Genomic DNA, 20,723 nt, shown 5'->3' with positions numbered 1-20,723 from the left:
GGTCTACGCTCTCCGCATGACTAGCCAGGCGGAAACTAATACGACTAAGGCAGCGATCCCCCCCACGTGGCGGCGTACGCTCGCCGTAAGCCTCGTGGGGAGCCTGCTGCTGTGGCTCGCCCAGCCGCCCCTCGGCTGGTGGCCACTGGCTTGGGTCGGCGTTGTGCCGTGGCTCGTCGTCGCCCGTCGTGAGGCGGCCTTCGGCCGCAAGGATTGGCTCGCCGTGTGGCTCGCGGGCACGGCGTATTGGCTCGCCGCGCTGTGGTGGGTCTGCCTGCCGCACCCGCTCACGCCGATCGGCTGGCTGTTCCTGTGCGCCTACTTGGGTTGCTATCCGCTGGCGTTCGTGGCGATCGTGCGCCGCTGCCGGCGCGTGCCGGTGTGGGTCGTGGCGCCGGCGGCGTGGGTCGCGCTGGAGTTTGTGCAGGCGCACCTTTTCAGCGGCTTCTTGATGGGGGCGCCAAGTCATTCGCAGATAGGCCGAATATGGCTAATCCAGGTAGCGTGGGCTACTGGGGCGTATGGCGTTTCGGGAATGCTTATCTTGATGTCTTCGTTACTGTCAGAATGGCGGCGCCTCTCCAGCTGCATAGTATTAGGGATGTACGTTGGGCTGCTCTTTGCTCTGTCAGCCACGGTGCATGAGAGAAGGCACACACGTCGACATCACAACGAACAACCAACTATCGCCCTCATCCAAGGCGACACCCGCGCCACCTGGGACCCCGACCCCGAGCGCCACCGCCGCATCATGGACCGCCAGGTTGCGCTGTCGCGCGAGGCGTTACGGCAGGCGCAGTCCGAGGGCATGGGGCTCGACCTCGTGGTCTGGCCCGAGTCGATGTTCCGCACGCCGCTCATCACGTTCGGCGGCGGCTACAATCCGCCCGAGGGGGTCGACATCGCAACGACCAACGCCGCGGCCAACACCTTGAACTACTTGCGCGGACTCTCGAACGAACTGGGCGCCGCGATGCTCGTGGGGATCGACCGCTTCGACTACCTCGGCGCCGCCGCACCCGATCCCGAGTTTCAGTACGACGTGTACAACTCCGCCGCGCTGGTGTCGGCCGACGGCGACCTGACGGCCGTGTACGACAAGACGCACCGCGTGCCGTTCGGCGAGTACATCCCGCTGGCCGAGGGGATGCCCGCACTTTACTACCTCACACCGATGGCGGGCGGCCTGCGACCGGGCGCCGGGCCGGTGGCGATGCCGGTCGAAACGGCGAGCGGCGAGACGGTGAACTTCGCCACCAACATCTGCTACGAGTCGGTCGTGCCGCACGTCATCCGCCGCCACGTGAGGGAGCTGACCGAGGCGGGCGCCGCGCCCGACGTGCTGGTGAACGTCACGAACGACGCCTGGTTCTGGGGCGCCAGCGAGCTCGACATGCACCTCGCCTGCGACATCTTCCGCGCCGTGGAGACCCGCACGCCGATGATCGTGGCGGCCAACGGCGGCCTGTCGGCCGTGATCGACGCCTCGGGGCGTGTTGTTGAAAAGGGGCCGCGCATGGCGGAGCACGTGATTGTCGCCCGCGTGCCGGCGCGACCGATAAGCGGCCCGAGCTTTTATGTGCGCTACGGCGACTGGTTCGCGTGGTGCTGCTTGATCGTCACGGCGGGGGCGGTGATGATGTGCAGGCGAGGAGTCGGGATTCATGGCTCCGGGACCGAGGAGACGGACGGGTGAGAGACTTACGGGGAAACATGCATGGGGTAACGCGCTGGCGCGCGGTGCGGCGGGAATGACCTATTCCCCCTCCCCACCATGGGGAGGGAATCACACGCCGCCTGCGGCGACTGCTTCCCCTGACCTCCCGCCTCTCAACTCCCCCCTCTCACTCCCCATGCCCATCGTTCTCTCGCTGCAAGACGCCCACAAGCGTTACGGCCCCCAGATCCTTCTCGACGGCGCCAGCTGCGCCCTCACGGACGACCAGAAGGTCGGTCTCATCGGCCGCAACGGCGCCGGCAAGTCGACCCTTTGCCGCATCCTGTTGGGCGACGAGGAACTCGACGCCGGCGAGGTGGTCCGCTCTAAAAAATTGCGGCTCGGCTACCTGCGGCAGCACGACCCGTTCCACGACGGCGAGACGGTGCTCGACTTCCTGCTCCGCGACAGCGAGCAGCCCGACTGGCGCTGCGGCCAGGTGGCGTGGCGGTTCGCCCTAGGCGACGACATGCTGGGGCGCCCGGTGCGCGAGCTCTCGGGCGGGTGGCAGACTCGCGTCAAACTCGCCGCACTGTTGCTGCACGACCCGAACCTGCTGATCCTCGACGAGCCGACGAACTTCCTCGACCTGCGCACCCAGGTCCTGCTGGAGCATTTTCTTAAGGACTTCAAGGCGGGCGTGCTCGTCGTGTCGCACGACCGCGAGTTCCTCAAGGACACCTGCGACAACACGCTGGAGATGTCGCGCGGCGAGCTCACCATGTACCCGGGCGACGTCGACGGCTTCCTGGCCAACCTCGACGAACGCCGCGAGCACGACCGCCGGCTGAACGCCGCCACGCTCGCCAAGCGCAAGCAGCTCGAGACGTTCATCAACAAGAACCGCGCGAACGCCAACACCGCCAGCCAGGCGCGCAACAAGGCGAAGCAGCTCGACCGCCTGGAGCTGGTCGAGGTCGCCGGCGACGAGGCGACGGTCGGCTTCTCGTTCCCCCAGGTCGAGCCGCGCAAGGGGCCTGCCTTGCGCACCGACAACATGACGATCGGCTACCCCGACCGCGCGGTGGCCGAGGGGGTGAGCGTCGAGGTCGAGCACGGCTCGCGCGTCGGCGTGGTGGGCGACAACGGCCAGGGCAAGACGACGTTCCTGCGCACCGTGTGCGGCTCGCTCGATCCCAAGAGCGGCTCGATGAAGTGGGGCTTCGGCTGCCAGGTCGGCGTGTACGCCCAGCACGTTTACACCACGCTGCGCGAAGAGCACACGGTGCTCGACTACCTCGAGCTGCAAGCCGTCCCCGGCACGAAGCAGCAGGCGATCAAGAAGATCGCCGGCAGCTTCTTGTTCTCGGGCGCCGCGGCCCAGAAGAAGATCAAGGTCCTCAGCGGCGGCGAGCGGGCCCGGCTCGTGCTGGCCGGCCTGCTGCTGGAGAACCACAACGTGCTGGTGCTCGACGAGCCGGGCAACCACCTCGACGTCGAGACGATCGAGGCCCTGGCCGCGGCTCTCAAGCGTTACGAGGGGACCGTGATCTTCACGTCGCACGACCGCTACTTCATGCGCGAGGTGGCCAACACGGTCATCGAGGTGCGCGAGGGCCGCGTGGTCTCGTTCCCGGCGAGCTACGACGACTACGTCTACCGCATCGAACGCGAGGTCGAGGAGGGACTCCGCAGCGAGTCGTCCGCCCGCCCCGCCGATGACGCCCCGACGGGCGGCAAGCCGTCCGGCAAGCAGTCGCGCGACGCCCAGAAGCGGCTCAAGAGCGCCGAGCGCAAGATCGCCAAGCTCGACGACGAGAAGAAAGAGATCAACGAAAAACTCCTCACGACGACCGACCCCAAGAAGGCCCAGGAGCTGCACGAACGCGTCACGGCGATCGCCGCCGAGGTCGAGACCCTCGAAGAGGAGTGGCTCGAGCTCTCGCAAGAGGTGGGGGCTTGGTGAGGCGGACCGGGGCCACCCCACGACGATCCTGTAGGATCTTGTAAGACCCTGTAGGGGACGCCCTCCGCGGCGTTCCGAGCGGAGGGTACACGCCGTTTCCTGGGCTCAGGCCCTGCGGCGCGTGGCGGCGGCAGCCGCCGCCATGAGGAGCAGCAGCGCCGCGCTGGCGGGCTCAGGCGTGGTCAGCGTTTGGGCGACGCTCGTGAAATGGTCGCGCCAGACTGTGAAGTCGGCGGCGTCGACCACACCGTCGTGGTTGCCGTCGGCGCCCCAGTCGCCCGTCTCGCCGTACTGCTCGGTCCACACGGTGTAGTCGTCCAGGGTCACGAGGCCGTCGCCGTCGTAGTCGCCGGCGAGGTGGACGGTAAGCCTGGAAAATACGCGCTCGTTTTCGATGTAGCTGTCGATCGAATAGTCGATGCCGACGACCCCTTCGATGAGCGGCGTCCATTGGGAGCCGTCCCAGAAGTTGACGGCCTCCGAGCCGCTGGAAAAATGGGCGACCGAATCGGCGCTGGAGCTTGCGATGATGATCATGCCACCCGTGGTCATGTTGACGTAACTCTCGCTGCTATCGGCCTTGATGTATGGGCTGCCGTGGAGCGCGCCGCCGTCTTTGATGGTGATCCGGCCATCGCCTTCTTGGCCAACACCAAATCCGCCACCGAAGCCCCCATAAGCTTTCCAAGCCGATCCGGCGCCGGTGATGATCACATGCCCCATCGAGCCTGTTTTCACGCCGATCCGGTTGAATTTCGAATCGATCACCACTCCTTCGCTAATCGTCAAAGTTCCCTCGCCGGCGAAACCGATGCCGAACGTCCGTGTGTACTCGGGGTCCGACAAGTCCATGTGGACCGTCACGTTCTGCCCCGGCAGGTCGTTCAGCACGATGGTTGGTTGCGTGCCGGTCGAGGCGTCGAAGGTGATGTCGTAGTCGGTGATGAACCCGGCGGTGTGGATTGTCCCTTCGCCGAGCAGCCGCTCGGGCGAGGAATAGAGACTCGCCGTGTTGAGTGTTCCGCCGTCGAAGCGGATGGTGTTCGAGTAAGGGCTTTCTTGTCCGATAAAATTATCTGTGAACGTATCTCTCTTCACGTTGACAACGCCGCCGTCGGCGATGGTGAGCTCAGAATCGCGTAAGGCGAACCACATCAAGTCGGTCACGATATTCCACTGGGATCCGACGCCGGTGACGACGGCCTCCACCAGACCCACGGGTTGGTAGCGGGAGTATCTGCCAGCGTAGTCCGAGTCGATAACCCCTCCTTGCTCGATGTAGAGCTTCCCTCTGTTAGAAAGGTTGCCGTCGAAACCGATGGTTTCTAACTTTGAACCTCGTCCGGTAACGGTGACGACTCCGTGCTCATTAATAATGAGATCTCTGGTGTCAACCAAGCCCCCATCGGCTACCGTGAGCGTGCCGTTGTCCACCTCGCACTGAGGCAGTCTCCAAGTTGATCCTGGATTCCGCACGATCACTTCGCCCGTACCATCGTGGTAGGAGCTTCCGATCACATTAGCGTTTGCTGGCGAGGCATTGCCCCGATGAACCATGGCCCCTTGCTCAATGATCATGGTTCCCTTGCCGCCAAACGTGCCTAGCTCAATACCGCTGCTTTGCAGTTCGGCGCCGGCGCCGCTCACACGAACACGCCCAACAGAAGTCTCTTCGTAGGCGACATAAGTTTGATCGCTACGGACGATGGCGCCCTCGGATATGTCGAGGACTCCTTCGCCGTCGTAACCGACGTAGAAGTCCGAATCGAGGTAACCGTGTTCGTCGCCAGTCAGCGTCCACTCAGATCCCACGCCTTCGACACGCGCGACGGCGGTCGACCCGGCGTGCAGGCCGAGTCGGACCTCGTTGCCGTACAACCGCGCGCCCGCCTCGACGACAACCTCGCCTCGCCCGTACTCGCCAACAATCAGCTCGGTCTCATCGAGCTCGACCAGCGTGCCGTCACCGGTGAAGATCAGTGTGCCGTCGCCCAGTTCCTCGGGGTTCGAGTCAGAGCATCGCCCCAGAATGATATTGCTGAGGTAGCCATCGGTGCTTAACCCTCCCTCGCTAGCGATTGTCATCACCCCCCGGCCGGCGACGCCGATGCTCAAGCCCTCACCGGCTTCGAACCGGGCTCGGTCGTTCACTGATACGACGCCCACCGACCCTGGGGCGTAGCCGAGGTAGCTCCTGCCATCGATACGCGCGACGGTATTGTCCCAGAGATCGAGCTGGCCCGTGCCGCCATGCCCCACATGCAATTGATAGTCGAGCGACCATACGCCGCTCGTGCTGAGCGTAGCGGCTCCCGACGACCCGCTCTGAAGACCGAGGTAGCCATGGCTGCTGTAGACGCCTGCACTGTCGATCTCCAACGCGCCCACGCCGGTGTCGCCGACGGTCAAGACTCCAGCGACACGCCAATGGGTCGGCGTGCCGGTGAACTCGGGCGAAGCGTCGCCCGTGAGCGTGATATCGGCGCGGACGTAGCCCGCCGACAACACGGCCCAAGCCAAGCCACCCGTCAGCGCCCAGCGGTGGAGCTTATTCATTCCTTGCCCGTGCCATCTAAAAAAGAGACGCAATGAAGCGTCGTGATAGAGAAGTTTGCAATGGGGGCCATTGTAACTCACGCCCGAGCGGAGGTCGATCAAAGCGGCGCACGCTGGGGGTTTCTACCTAGCGGTCCGTTAGGACCCGGCCGGCGCAGCGTTCAGCCGGCAGGCGTGCGTTCGCTCACGCACCACGCCGCTCACGCGGCCCGGCGAGTCGGCTAAGTATTCCGTCTTGTCGGCGATGCCGTCGGTCGAGCCTTGCGAGCTGCGGTAGCGGAAGCCGACGATCTGGCCGTTGTCGTTGCGGGCCCAGTCCAAGAAGACCACGCTGTGCCCCGAGCCGCTCGTGCGCCACAGCTGCACGAAGTCGCCCGGCTCGGCTTCCTTGAGCGGGACCTCACGTCCCACGCCGAGGTCCTTGGCCGCGAACGCGCAGAGCACCTCGCGATCCTCCTCGGTCGAGCCGAACCACAGCTTCTGGAAGCGGCGGACCTGGTCGGGAGTCTTGCCGACGAGCAACCCGCGCTGCTCGGCGACACGCATCGCCACGGCCAGCGTGTAGCCGCAGCAGAACGTGCCGTTCTCCGCCGCCGGCAAGATTACCTCGCCGGCGTGGCGGATCTCGTCGGGCGAGCCGCTCCCCTTCCACGACCGGTCGTAGCCGCCGCCGTCGGGGTAAGACCGCGCGACCTCCAGCACATCGTTCGCCCCGGCCGTCGCGGCGAGCAGCAGGATCGGTGCGGCGGTGAGCCAAGAAACGCGGCGGAGTGGGGGCATGGACGGACTCGGCGGCTGAAAGGGATTGGTCAGTCCCATTCTACCCACGAGCACGGCGCGAGTGGTCCCCCCATGTCGAGCGCTTTGCTGCCCAATGTGGGCGATGGTCCCGCGTCCCTGCTCGCTCCCGCCTAGAGCGAAAGACTCCTATGGCGGAAAGATCGCCAAGCCGGGCGGCACTGGTGAGTGCCGCCATAGTCAACGGACCTTGAGCGAATCGTCTTGTTCAGGCAGATATGTCATAATCGCGTGTCGCCTCAAAGGTCTTGCATCTCCAGATAATTGCGGCTCTTGTCGCGTGTCTTCTGCTCTTCCATCGTGATGAGGCCTTCCATGAACTCGCGGGGTCGCTCGCCTTTGACCTGCTCTTGGATCAGCTCGTAGAAGCGCAGCACCTGCTGGTCGAGTTCGAGCATCGCGTTCTGCACCCGCTCGGCGGCGGAGACGTCGTCGTCTTCCTCACTCAGCAATTCCTCGAGTTGACGCTTCAAGGCCAACGGGCCCTCGCCGGCGCCTTGGTTGTACTGCACCCAAGTGCCGAGGACCGACTCGTCGGCGTTCGCCATGTGGTCGGCGAGGAACGCCGACATCGCTTGGTCGTGTTTCTCTGCGAGCGAGAGTAATTGACTGAGGTAATCGTTTTGCGTGTTGTCGGCCATTACGGTCGTCAGCTCGACCATCTGTCGCCGGAGCTTCTGGACGTGCTCGAGTGCATTTTTAATCGTGACGTAAGCCATGGTGAGCCTCTTGGGTAAGCGGACGCCCGGTGAACGAAGCGGATCCGGCCGCGGGGGCAAGCAGCTGGAATCCCTGGTAGGAAGGTGAGCAATTGTCGCGCCTCACCCCTCTCGATTCGCCACGACGCAGAAAAAGCCACTCGGATTGCTGGCGAGCGGCTCTCAAGCGAGGCCGCGCCCATCGGGCGGGGGGGCGCTCGACAACCTGTCTGGCAGTAAGACTGCCAGGCGAGTGGCTGCTGGCAAAGTTGCAGCGGTCGATACGTTTCGCTAGACACGCTTTCAAACCGATGGCGAGCGGTCGCGCATTTGGTTGTTGCGGCGGGCGGCCTGTTCCGACAAGCGGGTCAGCCACGATGGCGACCAGCCGCTCGTGCTCTCGTGCCCGCGCGCCGCTTGGCGGCCGATGCCCCCCATCTCCGGCAGCAGCCGGTCGGCGGCCGTGAGGACCTCGCGCGTGACGCCGGGGAGCAAGTTTTGCAGCACGACGCCGAGGTTCGTGTGGTCGCGGGCGATGAGCTCGGCCCGGCCGTGGCGACAAGCCTGCAAGATCTGCTGAGCCGCGGCGTCGGCCTCCATTGACGTAAACGAGAGCGAGTCGCCGATGCTGAACCAGGCGTACTCCTTGCGGTGCTGACCTTTGAAGAGCGCGTTGCGGGGGCTGCCGGTGCGCATCAGGCTGGGGCAAACCGTTGTGACGAGAACGCCGTGCTTCGCCAACTCGGTCCGGAGCCCGTGCGAGAGGCCCACGGCGGCGAACTTGCTGACACAATACGGCAGCATGTGCGGAACGGCCCGCTTGCCGCCTAGCGAGGCGATGTTAACGATCCGCCCCCACCGCCGGCGGCGCATGTGCGGCAACACCGCGATAACGGTGTGGAGGATCCCCCAGCAGTTGGTCGCCATCGACTTGTGAAAGTCTTCGACTCGCATCGCGTCGAACGGCCCGACCTCGATCACGCCCGCAACGTTGAACAGCAGGTCGATGCTCGGGTGCTGCTGGGCGGCGTCGGCCACGGCCCGCTCGACCGCCGCCTTGTCGCTGACGTCGCACGGGTGGACCGAGACCACACCGCCGCGTGCGCGGAGCTCCTCGGCCGCGACTTCGAGATCGGCCTGCGTGCGGGCGAGCAGGGCGACGCGGGCGCCTTGGTCGACCAACCGGCGGGCGATCACAAGCCCCAAGCCGCGCGAGCCACCGGTGATCAACGCCGTTTTGTCACGGTAATTGAAGTCGCGGCTACGGCGCAGCGCCGCGCGGCCGGCGGCGTAAGCAAGCAGCGATCCGGCGCCGAGGGCTAGGCCGCGGCCGAGGGCTCGATTCATGGCAAAGTTGCGGGCAAGGCTCGTGCGTAAGTGATTCGCTCGAGACGACACGGAGCCGGCCGCAACGGCCGGCGACAGCATCGTCCCCGCAAAACGTCATCCGCATGGGGCGGCGACGTGATGGCGGGGCAAACCTTGTGCCCATGGCGGCTTATGCCTTGCGAAAACGCTCAAGCCACAACAACAAACCACAGTTGGTCGCCGTGGTGAGGTGCGCGCAGCCACTCTGGTGGCTGGGCGGCCTGGTCGGCCGAAACCCTTTGCCTATCCCCGTAGCGGAAAGCCTCTCCGCCAATGGCCAGGGGGTGTCGTGCAGCGAGCGTTGCTCACTCAGGCGCCGGCGTGAGCTTGGTCACGCGGCCGGTCTCGTTCCAGTCTTGCACGTAAATCTCGCCCGCCGGGCCGAAGGCCAGGCCGTGCGGCGCCGTGAACACGCCGACCTTCCAGTCGGACTGCGCGACCTTGAAGTTGTGGCGTTGATCATCCACCGGATTGGCGCCGAGCCGCGCCGCGACCGCGCCCGACTTGTCGAGCAGCGTCACCCGGCCGTCGAGCTCGGCGACGCCGCACAGGTCGCCGTGGAAGTTGGGCACGCAAGGCAGGGAGACTTCCGCCGAGTGGATGGCGACGAACTCGCCGTCCAGCGTGAAGTGGTCGAGCCGGTTGCTGCCGCGGTTGGCGACCATCAGCAGCGGATTGCCCTGCCGGGTGTCGATCGCCATGCCGTGGGCGTTGCGGAACTTGCCCTCGTCGGTCGCCTTGCCGCGTCCGCCGAAGGTGCTAAGGTGCTCGCCCGTGGCGGAGAAGACGTGCACGTAGTCGGCGCCGTAGCCGGTCGAGGCGTAGATCCTGCCGTCGGGCGCGACGGTCAAACCGTTGACGCCCTTCCAGCCCCCCTTCAGATCGCCGGCTGTTTCTTGGGAGATCGTCATCAGCACCTCGCCCTCGGGCGTGAACTTCACCACGTTCTTGTTGGCAGGGCTGACGCCGTAGAGCACTTCTTCACCCGCTTCGGTGACGAGCGTGAGGGCGTGCAGGTATTGCGTGGCGGGGCCGAGCGTGAGGAGCGTCTCGCCCGCGGGGCTGAGGGCGTAGACCCCCTTCTCGGTGTCGGTGCTGACGTAGACCGTGCCGTCCGCGGCGACGGCGACGCCGCCGTGGGTGGGGCCACGGAAGCCCTCTTCGACGTTGCGTAGCCAAGCCAGATCGATCTCGTAACGCTGTTCTCCTTCGCCCACGTAATGCGGCCCGGCGCCCTCGGCGATCGCGGCGAGGTAGGAGCTGTCGGCCGGCGCCGCCTCGGCGTGACCGTGTCCCTCGTGCCCTTCGTGGGCGTGGGCGGCGCAGGTGAACGTCAGCGAAAGCGATAAACAGACGGCGAGGAGTCGCATCTTGGGGGCGCCTTGGGGTGGTAGGGTTCGGGTGGCTGGTTACGGGTGGCTGGTTACGAGGGGGCAGCACCCGCCAGTGTGCGCCCCGCGACGCGCCAGTCAAGTGAACCGCCGGCTCGCAGCCAGCGCCGAGCAGTAAGTTCGCACAGGATCACGAGATAGGAACTGGCCGACAAGATGCGCGGTTGCCCCTTCGCCTTGGTTTCGGGCTCGTGGTAGCTGCTGACAGTAGAATCCCCCCCGAGCACGAGTTGAACAAGCTTCATCTAGTTTCGGCGAGATGGTTCCGGCGCGATGTTTTCTTCGCAGCCATCCTGTGGCGGGTGTAGACTTGGGGGCCGGTATTCTTCTCTCATACGGTCCCGAGCCCCTCCCGATGCTTAAGCCCCGAACTCGCCGCGCTTTCGCGCTGCTGTTGATGGTCTTGTCCGCCCCGCTGCAATCCGACGCCCAGGCGCCAGGCGCCATGGCGAGCGATTACCCTATCGCCCCCGTGCCGGGACCCTCGGTGCGGTTCTTGGACGACTTCTGGCGGCCGCGGATCGACACGAACCGTGAGAAGACGATCCCCTATTGCTTCGACAAGTGCGAAGAGTACGGCCGGATGGAGAACTTCCGCGTCGCCTCGGGCGAGAGCGACGCCGAGTGGGTCGGCGCGTACGGCTTTAACGACAGCGACGTGAGCAAGGTGCTCGAGGGCGCCGCTTACAGCCTGATGACCGACCGCGACTCCAAGCTCGAGTCGTACCTCGACGGCCTGATCGAGTTGTACGCGGCGGCCCAAGAGCCGAACGGCTACCTGTACACGTACCACACGGCCGGCATGAAAGCCCCGCCCATCGAGCAAGGAATCTGCTGCTTCACCGAGGGAGAGCCGTGGAGCCGCATCGACTGGGGGCACCAGCTCTACAACCTCGGGCACATGTACGAGGCGGCCGCCGCCCACTGGCAGGCGACCGGCAAGCCGGGGCTGCTCGACGTCTCGAAGAAGAGCGCCGAGCACGTTCTCGAGACGTTCCACGAGGGGGGCATTGAGCTGCCCCCCGGCCACCAGGAGGTCGAGCTCGGCCTAGTGAAAATCTACCGGGTGACAGGGGATAAGCGTTACCTCGACCTCGCCAAATGGTTCCTCGACCTCCGCGGCCGCGCGACCAAAGACCGCGACAAGAATTGGGGGCCCTACAGCCAAGACGACAAGCCGGTCGTTGACCAGGACGAGGCCGTCGGCCACGCCGTGCGGGCCGGCTACATGTACGCGGCGATGACCGACGTGGCGGTGCTCAGCGGCGACGAAGACTACGAGCGGGCCGTCGACCGGCTGTGGCGTGACGTGGTCGGGACCAAGATGTACCTAACCGGCGGCGTCGGCGCCACGGGCCACGGCGAGGCGTTCGGGCGGCGCTACGAGCTGCCCAACCTGACGGCCTACAACGAGACCTGCGCCGCGATCGCCCAGTGCTATTGGAACCACCGCATGTTCCTGCTGCACGGCGACGCCAAGTACATCGACGTGCTCGAGAAGGTGCTCTACAACGGCATGCTGTCGGGCGTCTCCTTGGACGGCGAGCGGTTCTTCTACCCCAACCCGCTCTCGTCGGACGGCTCGCACGAGCGGAGCCCGTGGTTCGATTGCTCGTGCTGCCCGACGAACGTTTGCCGGTTCGTGCCGGCGATCCCCGGCTACGCCTACGCCGCTAAAGACGACGACTTGTACGTCAACCTGTTCGTCCGTGGCGAGGCGGACGTCGCGATCCGCGACGCGGAGATCAAGGTCGAGCAGCGGACCAATTACCCCTGGGACGGCCGGGTCGAGATCGCGTTGTCGGGTCTCGACGCCCCGCGGTGCGTGGCGCTCAAGGTCCGCGTGCCGGGCTGGGCCCGCAACAACGCCATGCCGGGCGACCTCTACCGGTTCGCGGACGAAGACGCCCCGGCGGCGACGTTCGCGGTCGGCGACGCCGAGCCGCGACCCGTTACCGACGCGATCGACCGGCACGGCTACCTGGTCGTCGACCGCGAATGGGCCGACGGCGACACGCTCGTGCTCACGCTGCCGATGCCGGTTCGGCGCGTCTCGGCGCACCACCGCGTCGAGGCCGACCGCGGCCGTGTCGCGCTGCAGCGCGGGCCGCTGGTCTACTGCGTCGAGCACCCCGACGCGCCGGAGGGCGACGTGGCCGGACTCGTTGTCCCCGCCGGCGCCGAGTTCTCCACCGAGTTCCAGGCCGACCTGCTCGGCGGCGTGGAGACGATCCGCGTGACGGGCCAGCGCGTGGTCGATGGCGACCCGCAAGAAGCCAGCTACGCGGCGATCCCCTACTACGCCTGGGCGCACCGCGGCAAAGGGGAGATGGCGGTCTGGATCGCCGAGAAAGCCGGCGCCGCGGAGCCCATCAAAAGCCCCAAGAACGCCGAGTAAGCCGAGTACGGCGAGCCGGCGGGCGTAAGCCCCCGGGGTTCTTTGCGCAAGGTTACCGCTCGCCACTTCAAGCAACTCCGGTGGCTTACGCCACCGGCTCGCCCCGGCGCATCGACCTTGGGGCCGCGCGAACCTATCTTGGGGGGCCCGGTCTTACCGGCCGCCCCTCCCCTGCTGCGTCTCCTGCCTGCTCGCCTCGCGGATTCTCTCGATGCCACACGACGCTGATTCTCCGCACGAATCGGACCGCGCGCCCGGCGGCCCGCTAGCTCGCTGGCTCGCCGGACCGGGCGGCGGCGGCGAGGTGCTGCGCGTGGCGGCGCCGCTCGTCGTCTCCAGCCTGAGCTGGACCGTGATGACGTTCGTCGACCGGCTGATGCTGCGCAACGCGTCGGGCGATACGATGTTCGCCGCTTTCGAGGCCTCCACCGCCTGGTTCACCACGCTCTGCCTGCCGCTGGGGCTGTGCATGTACGCGAGCACGTTCGTCTCGCAGTACCACGGCGCCGGCCAGCCGCGGCGGATCGGGCCCTCGGTGTGGCAGGGCGTGTGGCTCGCGTTGGCTTGGACGCCGCTGCTGCTCGCGCTCGTGCCGCTCGCGCCCCGGATGTTCTCCCTCGCCGGGCACGGCGCCGAGGTCGTGCCGTTGGAAATCGATTACTTCCGGGTGCTCTCCTGGGGCGGGCCGGCACTGCTGGCCGGAGCCGCGATGCAGTCGTTCTACAGCGGCCGCGGGAAGACCGTCGTGCTGATGGTCGTCGACACCCTCGCCGCGCTGCTCAATGTGCTACTCGACTACCTGTGGATCTTCGGCCATTGGGGCTTTGAAGCGGGCGGCATCGAGGGCGCCGGCTGGGCGACGGTCGTCTCGCTCTGGATCAAGGCGCTGGTCTACGCCGCGTTGATGCTGCAACGCAAGCATCGTGCGGACTTCGAGACCGGAAATTGGCTGCCCGACCGCGAGCTGATCGGCAGGCTGCTGAAGTACGGCGGGCCGAGCGGTCTGCAACTGCTGCTCGAGGTGGGCGGATTCACCACGTTCATCATCATGGTCGGCCGGCTCGGCGTGGTCGAGGGCGAGGCCACCGGCATGGCGTTCAGCGTCAGCACACTGGCGTTCATGCCGGTATGGGGCCTGAGCATGGCGGGCAGCATCCTGGTGGGGCAGCACCTGGGCGAGAATCGCGACCGCACGGCCGCCCGCGCCGTGTGGACCACGCTCCACGTGGCGTTCATCTACATGGCGTTCGTCTCGACGCTATACGTCGCGACGCCGGGGCTGTTCCTCGCCGGCTTCTTTGGCCTCTCGCCCCTCTCGGTTGACCCCGCGACCCTCGACGGGCACGACGCCGCGGTGTGGGCCGCCTCGGTTGTGCTGCTGCGATTTGTCGCCGCCTACAACCTGCTCGACGCGTTCTTGATGGTGTTCGTCAACGCCCTGAAGGGCGCCGGCGACACCCGCTACATCCTCTTGGTGAGCCTCGTCATGGCGTCGCTGCTGAGCGTGATGAGCTACCTGGCGGTCGCGATCTGGGAGTTCAGCCTGATGGGCTGCTGGGCGATCATCACCGCCTGGGTGTTCATCACGGGCGTCGTCTACTTGCTGCGGTTCCTGCAAGGCAATTGGCGCACGATGCGCGTGATCGAGCAGGCCCCCGTGCTCGAGAACGGCGCCGCCAGTTGAAAGGCGTTAGTTGCTAGGCGCTAGCTATTACTGTGCCGCGTCAATCTAGCGCCTCACAACTAGCGTCTAGCGTCTAGCGACTCACGCAGCCGCGGGCCACAGCGCGGCGAAGATCACTCCGGCGATCACGGCGTAAGCGGCGCCGTCCACCAGGTCCATCAGAACCTTCTGGCGGAACCAGATGACGCCCGGGATCTTCGCGAAGCAGTAGGTCATGATCCCGGCCGTCGTGACGAAGCGGAACACCGGGAAGAACCCCTCGCCGGGCGCCAGGGCCAGCGTGGCCAAGTAGCCGAGGCAGAAGCTCGCGACCAAGAAGTAGGCAAGCGTCATGCCGATGTTCTTGCCTATGTTGGGCTTGTGGCCCCAGAGCAGCAGCATGCCGTGCGGCTTGTCGAGCTTGGCGGCGTACTCGGACGTCTTCGTTTCCGACATCTCGCTGCACATCGGCAGCAAGTATTGATCGGGCGGCGCGTTGCGCTCGGCGAGCCAGTCTTGCAGCTCGTCCTCGTGCGGGAACTCCTTCCACTCCGGCTTGTGGTGCGGCAACACGACCCAGGCCAGGAAACTCGCGACATGCGTCGCCAAGCCGGCGAGCAAGATGGGCAACCAGAGGGCGAAGACCGACATGCGCTGACTCCTTCACAAAGAGAGAGGATCCGACGCAGCGGATTCTAGGCTTCGTTATCGCGTGCCGCAATTATGGCAACCGCCAAGACGCTAAGTGCGAAAAACTGTAGGGAACGCCCTACTGCGGCGCTCGCAAGCGCCGGGTACACGCTCACCCGCCGGGGCTCGGAACGCACGGAGGGCGTTGCCTACGGGCGTAACCCTTCTTGGCGTCTTGGCGGTTCACTTATTTAGGCGGCGGCGCGGCCGGGGAGCGGCTCTTGCGCGCCGAAGCCCGCGGTCGACTCGATCGCGTACGGACGTGAGCCTTGGCTCTCGTACAGCGTGCGCGACGCCATCTCGGCGATCATGCCCATCAGCAGCAGCTGCAACCCGGCGAGGCCGGCGAAGCAGCCGGCGTAGAGCAGCGGGTTGCCCGTCAGGTCGGCGCCGCCGAAGAGCTTCATCGCGAGCGAAACCACGCCCATCGCTCCGCCCAGCAGCGTCGCCACGGCCCCCAAGCCGCCGAACAGCCGCATCGGGTTCTGCGAGAACCGCGTGAGATAGACGATCGTCACGAGGTCCATCAGCACGCCGAACGTGCGGCCGATGCCGTACTTCGATTCGCCGTGCAAACGCGGGTGATGGTGGGTGGGTATCTCGGTGCAGCGGGCGCCGTGCCAGTGGACCATGATCGGGATGAAGCGGTGCATCTCGCCGTAGAGACGCAGGTCGGCGGCGATGTCGCGGCGGATCGCCTTGAGTGTGCAACCCAGGTCGCGGCACTTGAAGCCCGTGGACCACGAGATCAAGCGGTTCGCCAGCAGCGACGGCAGCTTGCGGCTGAGCCACTTGTCTTGCCGGTTGCGGCGCCAGCCGTGGACCATGCCGTAACCTTCCGCGAGCTTGTCGACCACCAGCGGGATGTCGGCCGGATCGTTCTGCAGGTCGCCGTCGATCGTCACGACGGCGCCCTCGGGCAAGCCGGGGCGGCAGGCGAACTCGAGCCCCGCGCTCATCGCAGCGGTCTGGCCGTAGTTGCGGCGCAGCTCGACGAGCCGGACTTCTTCGCGTTCGGCGGCGAGCCCACGGAGCCGCTCGCGCGTGCCGTCCGTCGAGCCGTCGTCCACGAGGATCAGCTCGTAGTCGTGCGCGCTGGGGCCGAGCGAGTTGCGCAGCGCGTCGCAGAGCGGCTCGACGTTGTCGCGCTCGTTGTAAATCGGGACGACGACGGAGACGTGCACGTGAGCAACCCTAGGGCGTTGGGGAGGGGCGGTGTCTGACAGACGGCGCGGCAGGATAGCGGCAAGCGGGCGATCACGACAACGCTGTTTCGCGTCGCCCCACGCGAAGGGCGGTAGCCGACGACCCATCCGCCGCGGCGGGTCGTCCGTAGGCTACTTTACCGCGTGCTAGCACGCGCCCAGCTTCGCACAACCGCCTATTGTGGCGCGGCGTTGCGGCCCGATCTGTTTTTGCTGCTGCCTCAATCCAGCGGGGCCGATACAAACCGCATTCCTCCGGCCCGATCGAGTGCTATCAGGCCGGCGAGCTAGATACCCAAGTCAGGCGTGCGGCAAGAATCATGAAGCATCTCATCACCGGCGCGGCCGGATTCATTGGCGCCGCCCTGTCCGAGCGTCTGCTCAGCCGCGGCGACGAGGTTGTTGGCGCCGACAACATCAACGACTACTACGACCCGGCCCTCAAGCACGCCCGGCTCGAGCGGCTCGCCGCTTACCCGGCGTTTCGCTTTGAGCGCAGCGAGCTCGCCGACCCGCACGCCACGGCCGAGCTGTTCGATCCAGCCAAGGGATGCGGCGGCAACTACGACACGGTCGTCCACCTCGCGGCGCAGGCCGGGGTGCGCTACTCGATCGACGAGCCGCACGCCTACGCCGACAGCAACCTGACGGCGTGGCTCAACGTGCTGCAAGGCTGCCGCCACGGCCAGCCGGAGCGGGTGGTCTACGCCTCGTCGAGTTCGGTTTACGGGTCACGCGACACGATCGGCGCGGGCGCCGGCGAGCCGTTCGCCGAGACGGACTGCGTCACCCGGCCGGCGAGCTTTTACGCCGCCACGAAGATGGCGGGCGAGCTGATGGCCCACAGCTACGCCGACCTGTTCGGCTTGGACGTCGCCGCCACGCGGTTCTTCACCGTGTACGGCCCGTGGGGCCGGCCCGACATGGCGCTGCTGAAGTTCACCCAGGCGATTCACGCGGGCGAGCCGATCCCGCTGTTCAACGCCGGCAAGATGCACCGCGACTTCACGTACATCGACGACATCGTCGACGGCCTGGAGAAGCTGGTCGACGGCGTCGGCTCCCAGGGACCCGGCTTCCGCGAGTACAACCTCGGCAACGGCGACCCGATGCCGCTCGGCGACCTGGTGTCGGCGATCGAGAAGGCGCTCGGCAAACCGGCCAAGCGCAACTTGCTGCCGATGCAGGCGGGCGACGTGCCTTACACTTACGCCGACATCAGCAAAGCGCGGCGCGAACTCGGCTTCGAGCCGAAGACGCTGCTCGATGACGGCGTGGCTCGATTCGTCGACTGGTGGCTCGGCTACACGGGCGTCTCGGCGCCGCAACGGCGGGCGGCCTAAACTCCCTCCCCCGGTGGGGAAGGATCGGGGTGGGGGCGCGCCGGGCGCCGGTTTCCTCCGGGGGCTTACGCCCGCCGGCTCGCCTGGGTTAACCCGCTTCGCTCTTGGATTCGAGCTGTTCTAGCTTCTCGCTGAGCTCGGCCTGGTCGTCGCTCAGTTCGCGGAGGCTTTCTCTGAGTCGCTGCACCTCCTTGGGGACGGCGGGCGTCTTTTCGGTGAGTTGCTTGACCGAGGCCGCGGCCGTCGCCGCCAGGCGGTCGTCTTCGGCGCGGGCCAACCGCTCCAGCACCGGCAGCGAAGCCGGGTCGCCCAGCTCGCCGAGCGCCGCCGCCGCCGCGCGGCGACGCGCCTGGCTCACGTGCCTGAGCATTGTCTCCAGGTAGAGCCGCACCTGCGAACGGTCGTCGCGATCTTTCCAAACCTGGGCGAGCGCCACGGCCAAGTCTCGCATCTGTCGCTCGGAGAATTCCTTCTCACGCTCGCGGAGCGTGGCGAACATCGCGTCGGCGGTCTCTTCGTTGGACTGCTGGCCCATCGCGGTGATCGCCGCGGCGGCGATCTCGTTGAAGAACGACTCGCGTCGCAAGGCGTCGGCGACGGCCCCCTTCGCCTTCGCGCCGGTGTACTGCCCCAGGCCACGCACCGCGGCGGCCACGATGAGCGGGTTCGGCTCGGTCTTTACCGTTTCGATGAGCCGGTCAACCGCCTCGGCGCGGTAGCAGCGGGCGATCGATTCGACCACGGCCAGACGCACCCGCGCGTCGCCCTGGCGTCGCGAAGCGACGAGCGCCTCGAAAGCCGCGTCCGTGTCGGTTTCGGCCAGCGACTCGGCCGCCGCGATGCGGACCCCGTAGAACGGGTCCTCGCCGAGCGCCCTCTTCAGCGCGGCGACCGCCTTGCGGTTGTCCTTGCCCCCGAGCCGCTTGGCGGCGAGCACCCGGCCGATCGCGTCGGTCTCCTGCGTGAGCTGCCGCTCGCGGAGCTTCTGGGGCTTGTCGAACGTCACGTCCGCCAGCAGCGTGAACTCCGGGTCGAACCGCACGACGGCCGGCTCCTTTGGCAACGCGACATAGAAATCGTGTTTCGCGTCCTTGATGACGATGTCGTGGTCCACCACGCGGCCGACCGGGTCGCCCTGGACGACGAACCGCAGCTTGGTCGGCAGGCGGAACAGCAGCACGGCGTCGCCCGTGGTTTGCTTCTGCTCGACGGTCACATGGGCGAGCTTCTCCTTGGCGAGCCATTTGTATTTCACTCTCAGCACGGGGTGCCCGCCGTGGTACACCCACTGGTCGAAGAACCGCCCGAGCGCAAGGCCCGAGGCGGACTCGAGTTCGCGGACCAGGTCTTCGGTCACCACGCTGGTGAGCGCGTAGCGCTCGAGGTAGTTCTTGATCGCCGCGCGGTACGTCTTTTCACCGAGCCGTGAACGCAGCATGTGCAACACCCAGCTCGCCTTGGGGTAGTTGCGGAAGTCGAACTGGTCCCAGGCGTTCTCGTACTCGCGCGTGACGATCGGTCGGGTGTCGGACGACTGGGGGAAGATGCTGCGGTCGGCGTCGCGCAGCAACCCGTAGTGCAACGCGTCGCGGCCGTACTTCTCGCCCTCGTAGAGGTGGGCGTAGTAGGTCGCAAAACCCTCGTTGAGCCACAGGTGGCTCCAGTCGCGGCACGTGACGTAGTCGCCAAACCATTGGTGCGCCGCCTCGTGGGCGTCGAGCCGGCGGCTCGTGTAGATGTTCTCCGTTGCCGCCGTGAAGATCGTGCGGTGGGTGAGCGTCGTGATCGACGTGTTCTCCATGCCGCCCGAGTTGAAGTCGCGGATCGTCACCTGGTCGTACTTGTCCCACGGGTAGTCGACGCCGATCTCACGCTCGAAGAACGAGATGATCTTGTCGCTGTCCTCAAACGAATTGGCGGCGTGCTCCACCAGCGACGGCTGGGTGTAGAACGCCAGCGGCACGTCGCCCGCCGTCTTCTCGAGTTTCTCGAAACGCCCCGCCGCCAGGCAGACGAGGTACGCCGCGTGTGGCTTCTCCTGAACCCAGTGGACCGCCTTGAGGCCCGTGGCGCCGTCGATCCCCTCGCCCGCCAGTCGGCCGTTCGACACGACCGTCATGCTGGGAGGCACGCGGCAGATCACCTCGGTGGCCGACCGCTCGTTCGGGTAATCGAGGCACGGGAACCAGTGCCGCGCCTCGTGCGTTTGGCCTTGGGTCCAAACGTGCTCGTCCTCGGCCGGGTAGCCAAGCTCCGGCGTGCGGAAGTAGAAGCCGCGCTTCGGCTCGGCCGTGTAGGCGATCGTGACCGACGCCCGCTGCCCCACGGCGACCGGCTCGGCGAACACGATCGTGATCTCACGGTCGTCGTTGGCGTAGGTCTCGACCTCGGCGCCCTCGGCGGTGAGGCTCTCCACGCTGAGATCGACCGCGTCGAGGCGGAGCACGCCGAGCGGTTTGGCGATCGGGGCGAACTCGATGGTCGTCTTAGCCGCGAGTGTCCGCTCGCGGAAATCGGGCGTCACGTCGATACGGATACGCAGCACGTCGACCAGCCGATCGGGAGCGTACCGCCGCGGCGCGGGCGACGGCTCTTCTTCGTCGGCTTGCGATTGCGAAGCGCTTTGGGCGGCCAGCTGACAGAAGTGACAAACGCATTGCTCCTCGTACGCCGCGGCGCTCGTGGCGAGCAAGCTAGCGAAAAGCGGCAAGAGGGTGAGATGCTTGATCGTGCTTAGGAGCGTCATAAAGAAGCGCGTGTTCGAAGGTGCGAGTCGCCAAGGAGGTGGCGGGGCGAGGAAAACGTGCAACGCCGCCGCCGGACAAGTGTAGCTGAGTGGCGGGCTTGAAGCACAAACCCCCTCTTCCCGCGCCGTCCTAGGCGACACGCCCTATGGGGCTGAGGTTCGCCCGCAAAGACGTTGCCCTCGGCGTTGCGGGAGCGGTACGATGCGCCACGAGGGGGGTATCCCCAACCACACACCTCGGGAG

General features: G+C 66.4%; 13 protein-coding genes. 5 read left to right on the top strand and 8 right to left on the bottom strand.

From position 1 onward, the window contains the following. The first annotated feature begins 16 nt into the window (after window positions 1–16). Window positions 17–1,696, top strand: coding sequence for an apolipoprotein N-acyltransferase (gene lnt / locus Mal64_RS12335; protein ID WP_146400535.1), 1,680 nt, complete (start codon window positions 17–19; stop codon window positions 1,694–1,696). A 157-nt stretch (window positions 1,697–1,853) separates the two neighbouring features. Continuing rightward, complete coding sequence (locus Mal64_RS12330) at window positions 1,854–3,623, top strand: ABC-F family ATP-binding cassette domain-containing protein (RefSeq protein ID WP_146400533.1); 1,770 nt, start codon at window positions 1,854–1,856, stop codon at window positions 3,621–3,623. A gap of 105 nt (window positions 3,624–3,728) precedes the next feature. Here the strand turns inward: Mal64_RS12330 and Mal64_RS12325 are convergent, their stop codons facing one another. The 5 genes from Mal64_RS12325 to Mal64_RS12305 form a co-directional block, all read right to left on the bottom strand. Beyond that, window positions 3,729–6,179 (bottom strand): hypothetical protein, encoded by a 2,451-nt coding sequence (locus Mal64_RS12325; protein WP_146400531.1) that lies wholly within the window; start codon window positions 6,177–6,179, stop codon window positions 3,729–3,731. Between the two features lie 138 nt (window positions 6,180–6,317). Then, on the bottom strand, window positions 6,318–6,959 hold the full coding sequence (locus Mal64_RS12320; protein WP_146400529.1) for a hypothetical protein: 642 nt from the start codon (window positions 6,957–6,959) through the stop codon (window positions 6,318–6,320). Between the two features lie 257 nt (window positions 6,960–7,216). Continuing rightward, on the bottom strand, window positions 7,217–7,696 hold the full coding sequence (locus Mal64_RS12315) for a hypothetical protein (RefSeq protein WP_146400527.1): 480 nt from the start codon (window positions 7,694–7,696) through the stop codon (window positions 7,217–7,219). A 282-nt stretch (window positions 7,697–7,978) separates the two neighbouring features. After that, complete coding sequence (locus Mal64_RS12310) at window positions 7,979–9,022, bottom strand: SDR family NAD(P)-dependent oxidoreductase (protein WP_146400525.1); 1,044 nt, start codon at window positions 9,020–9,022, stop codon at window positions 7,979–7,981. A gap of 326 nt (window positions 9,023–9,348) precedes the next feature. Further along, entirely contained in the window at window positions 9,349–10,413 is a 1,065-nt protein-coding gene (locus Mal64_RS12305; RefSeq protein ID WP_146400523.1) for a hypothetical protein, read from the bottom strand. Window positions 10,414–10,789: 376 nt separating this feature from the next. Between Mal64_RS12305 and Mal64_RS12300 the strand changes: the two genes are divergently transcribed. Both Mal64_RS12300 and Mal64_RS12295 read left to right on the top strand, forming a co-directional pair. Further along, complete coding sequence (locus Mal64_RS12300; protein ID WP_197525700.1) at window positions 10,790–12,832, top strand: glycoside hydrolase family 127 protein; 2,043 nt, start codon at window positions 10,790–10,792, stop codon at window positions 12,830–12,832. 211 nt (window positions 12,833–13,043) lie between these two features. After that, complete coding sequence (locus Mal64_RS12295) at window positions 13,044–14,516, top strand: MATE family efflux transporter (protein WP_146400521.1); 1,473 nt, start codon at window positions 13,044–13,046, stop codon at window positions 14,514–14,516. Window positions 14,517–14,597: 81 nt separating this feature from the next. On the opposite strand, the gene Mal64_RS12290 is transcribed toward Mal64_RS12295, so the two are convergent. Both Mal64_RS12290 and Mal64_RS12285 read right to left on the bottom strand, forming a co-directional pair. Further along, entirely contained in the window at window positions 14,598–15,146 is a 549-nt protein-coding gene (locus Mal64_RS12290; RefSeq protein WP_146400519.1) for a hypothetical protein, read from the bottom strand. Window positions 15,147–15,376: 230 nt separating this feature from the next. After that, on the bottom strand, window positions 15,377–16,369 hold the full coding sequence (locus tag Mal64_RS12285) for a glycosyltransferase family 2 protein (protein ID WP_231993695.1): 993 nt from the start codon (window positions 16,367–16,369) through the stop codon (window positions 15,377–15,379). Between the two features lie 341 nt (window positions 16,370–16,710). On the opposite strand from Mal64_RS12285, the gene Mal64_RS12280 reads away from it, so the two are divergent. After that, window positions 16,711–17,733 carry an NAD-dependent epimerase/dehydratase family protein gene (locus tag Mal64_RS12280; RefSeq protein ID WP_146400515.1) on the top strand — a complete coding sequence of 341 codons (1,023 nt, stop codon included), beginning with the start codon at window positions 16,711–16,713 and terminating at the stop codon, window positions 17,731–17,733. 88 nt (window positions 17,734–17,821) lie between these two features. Here the strand turns inward: Mal64_RS12280 and Mal64_RS12275 are convergent, their stop codons facing one another. After that, window positions 17,822–20,479 (bottom strand): M1 family aminopeptidase, encoded by a 2,658-nt coding sequence (locus tag Mal64_RS12275; protein ID WP_146400513.1) that lies wholly within the window; start codon window positions 20,477–20,479, stop codon window positions 17,822–17,824. Window positions 20,480–20,723: the final 244 nt, after the last annotated feature.

This window comes from Pseudobythopirellula maris (genome assembly GCF_007859945.1).
Lineage (GTDB): Bacteria > Planctomycetota > Planctomycetia > Pirellulales > Lacipirellulaceae > Pseudobythopirellula > Pseudobythopirellula maris.
The sequence above is the reverse complement of the archived record's forward strand: the minus strand, read 5'-3'. Positions and strand labels throughout refer to the sequence as shown.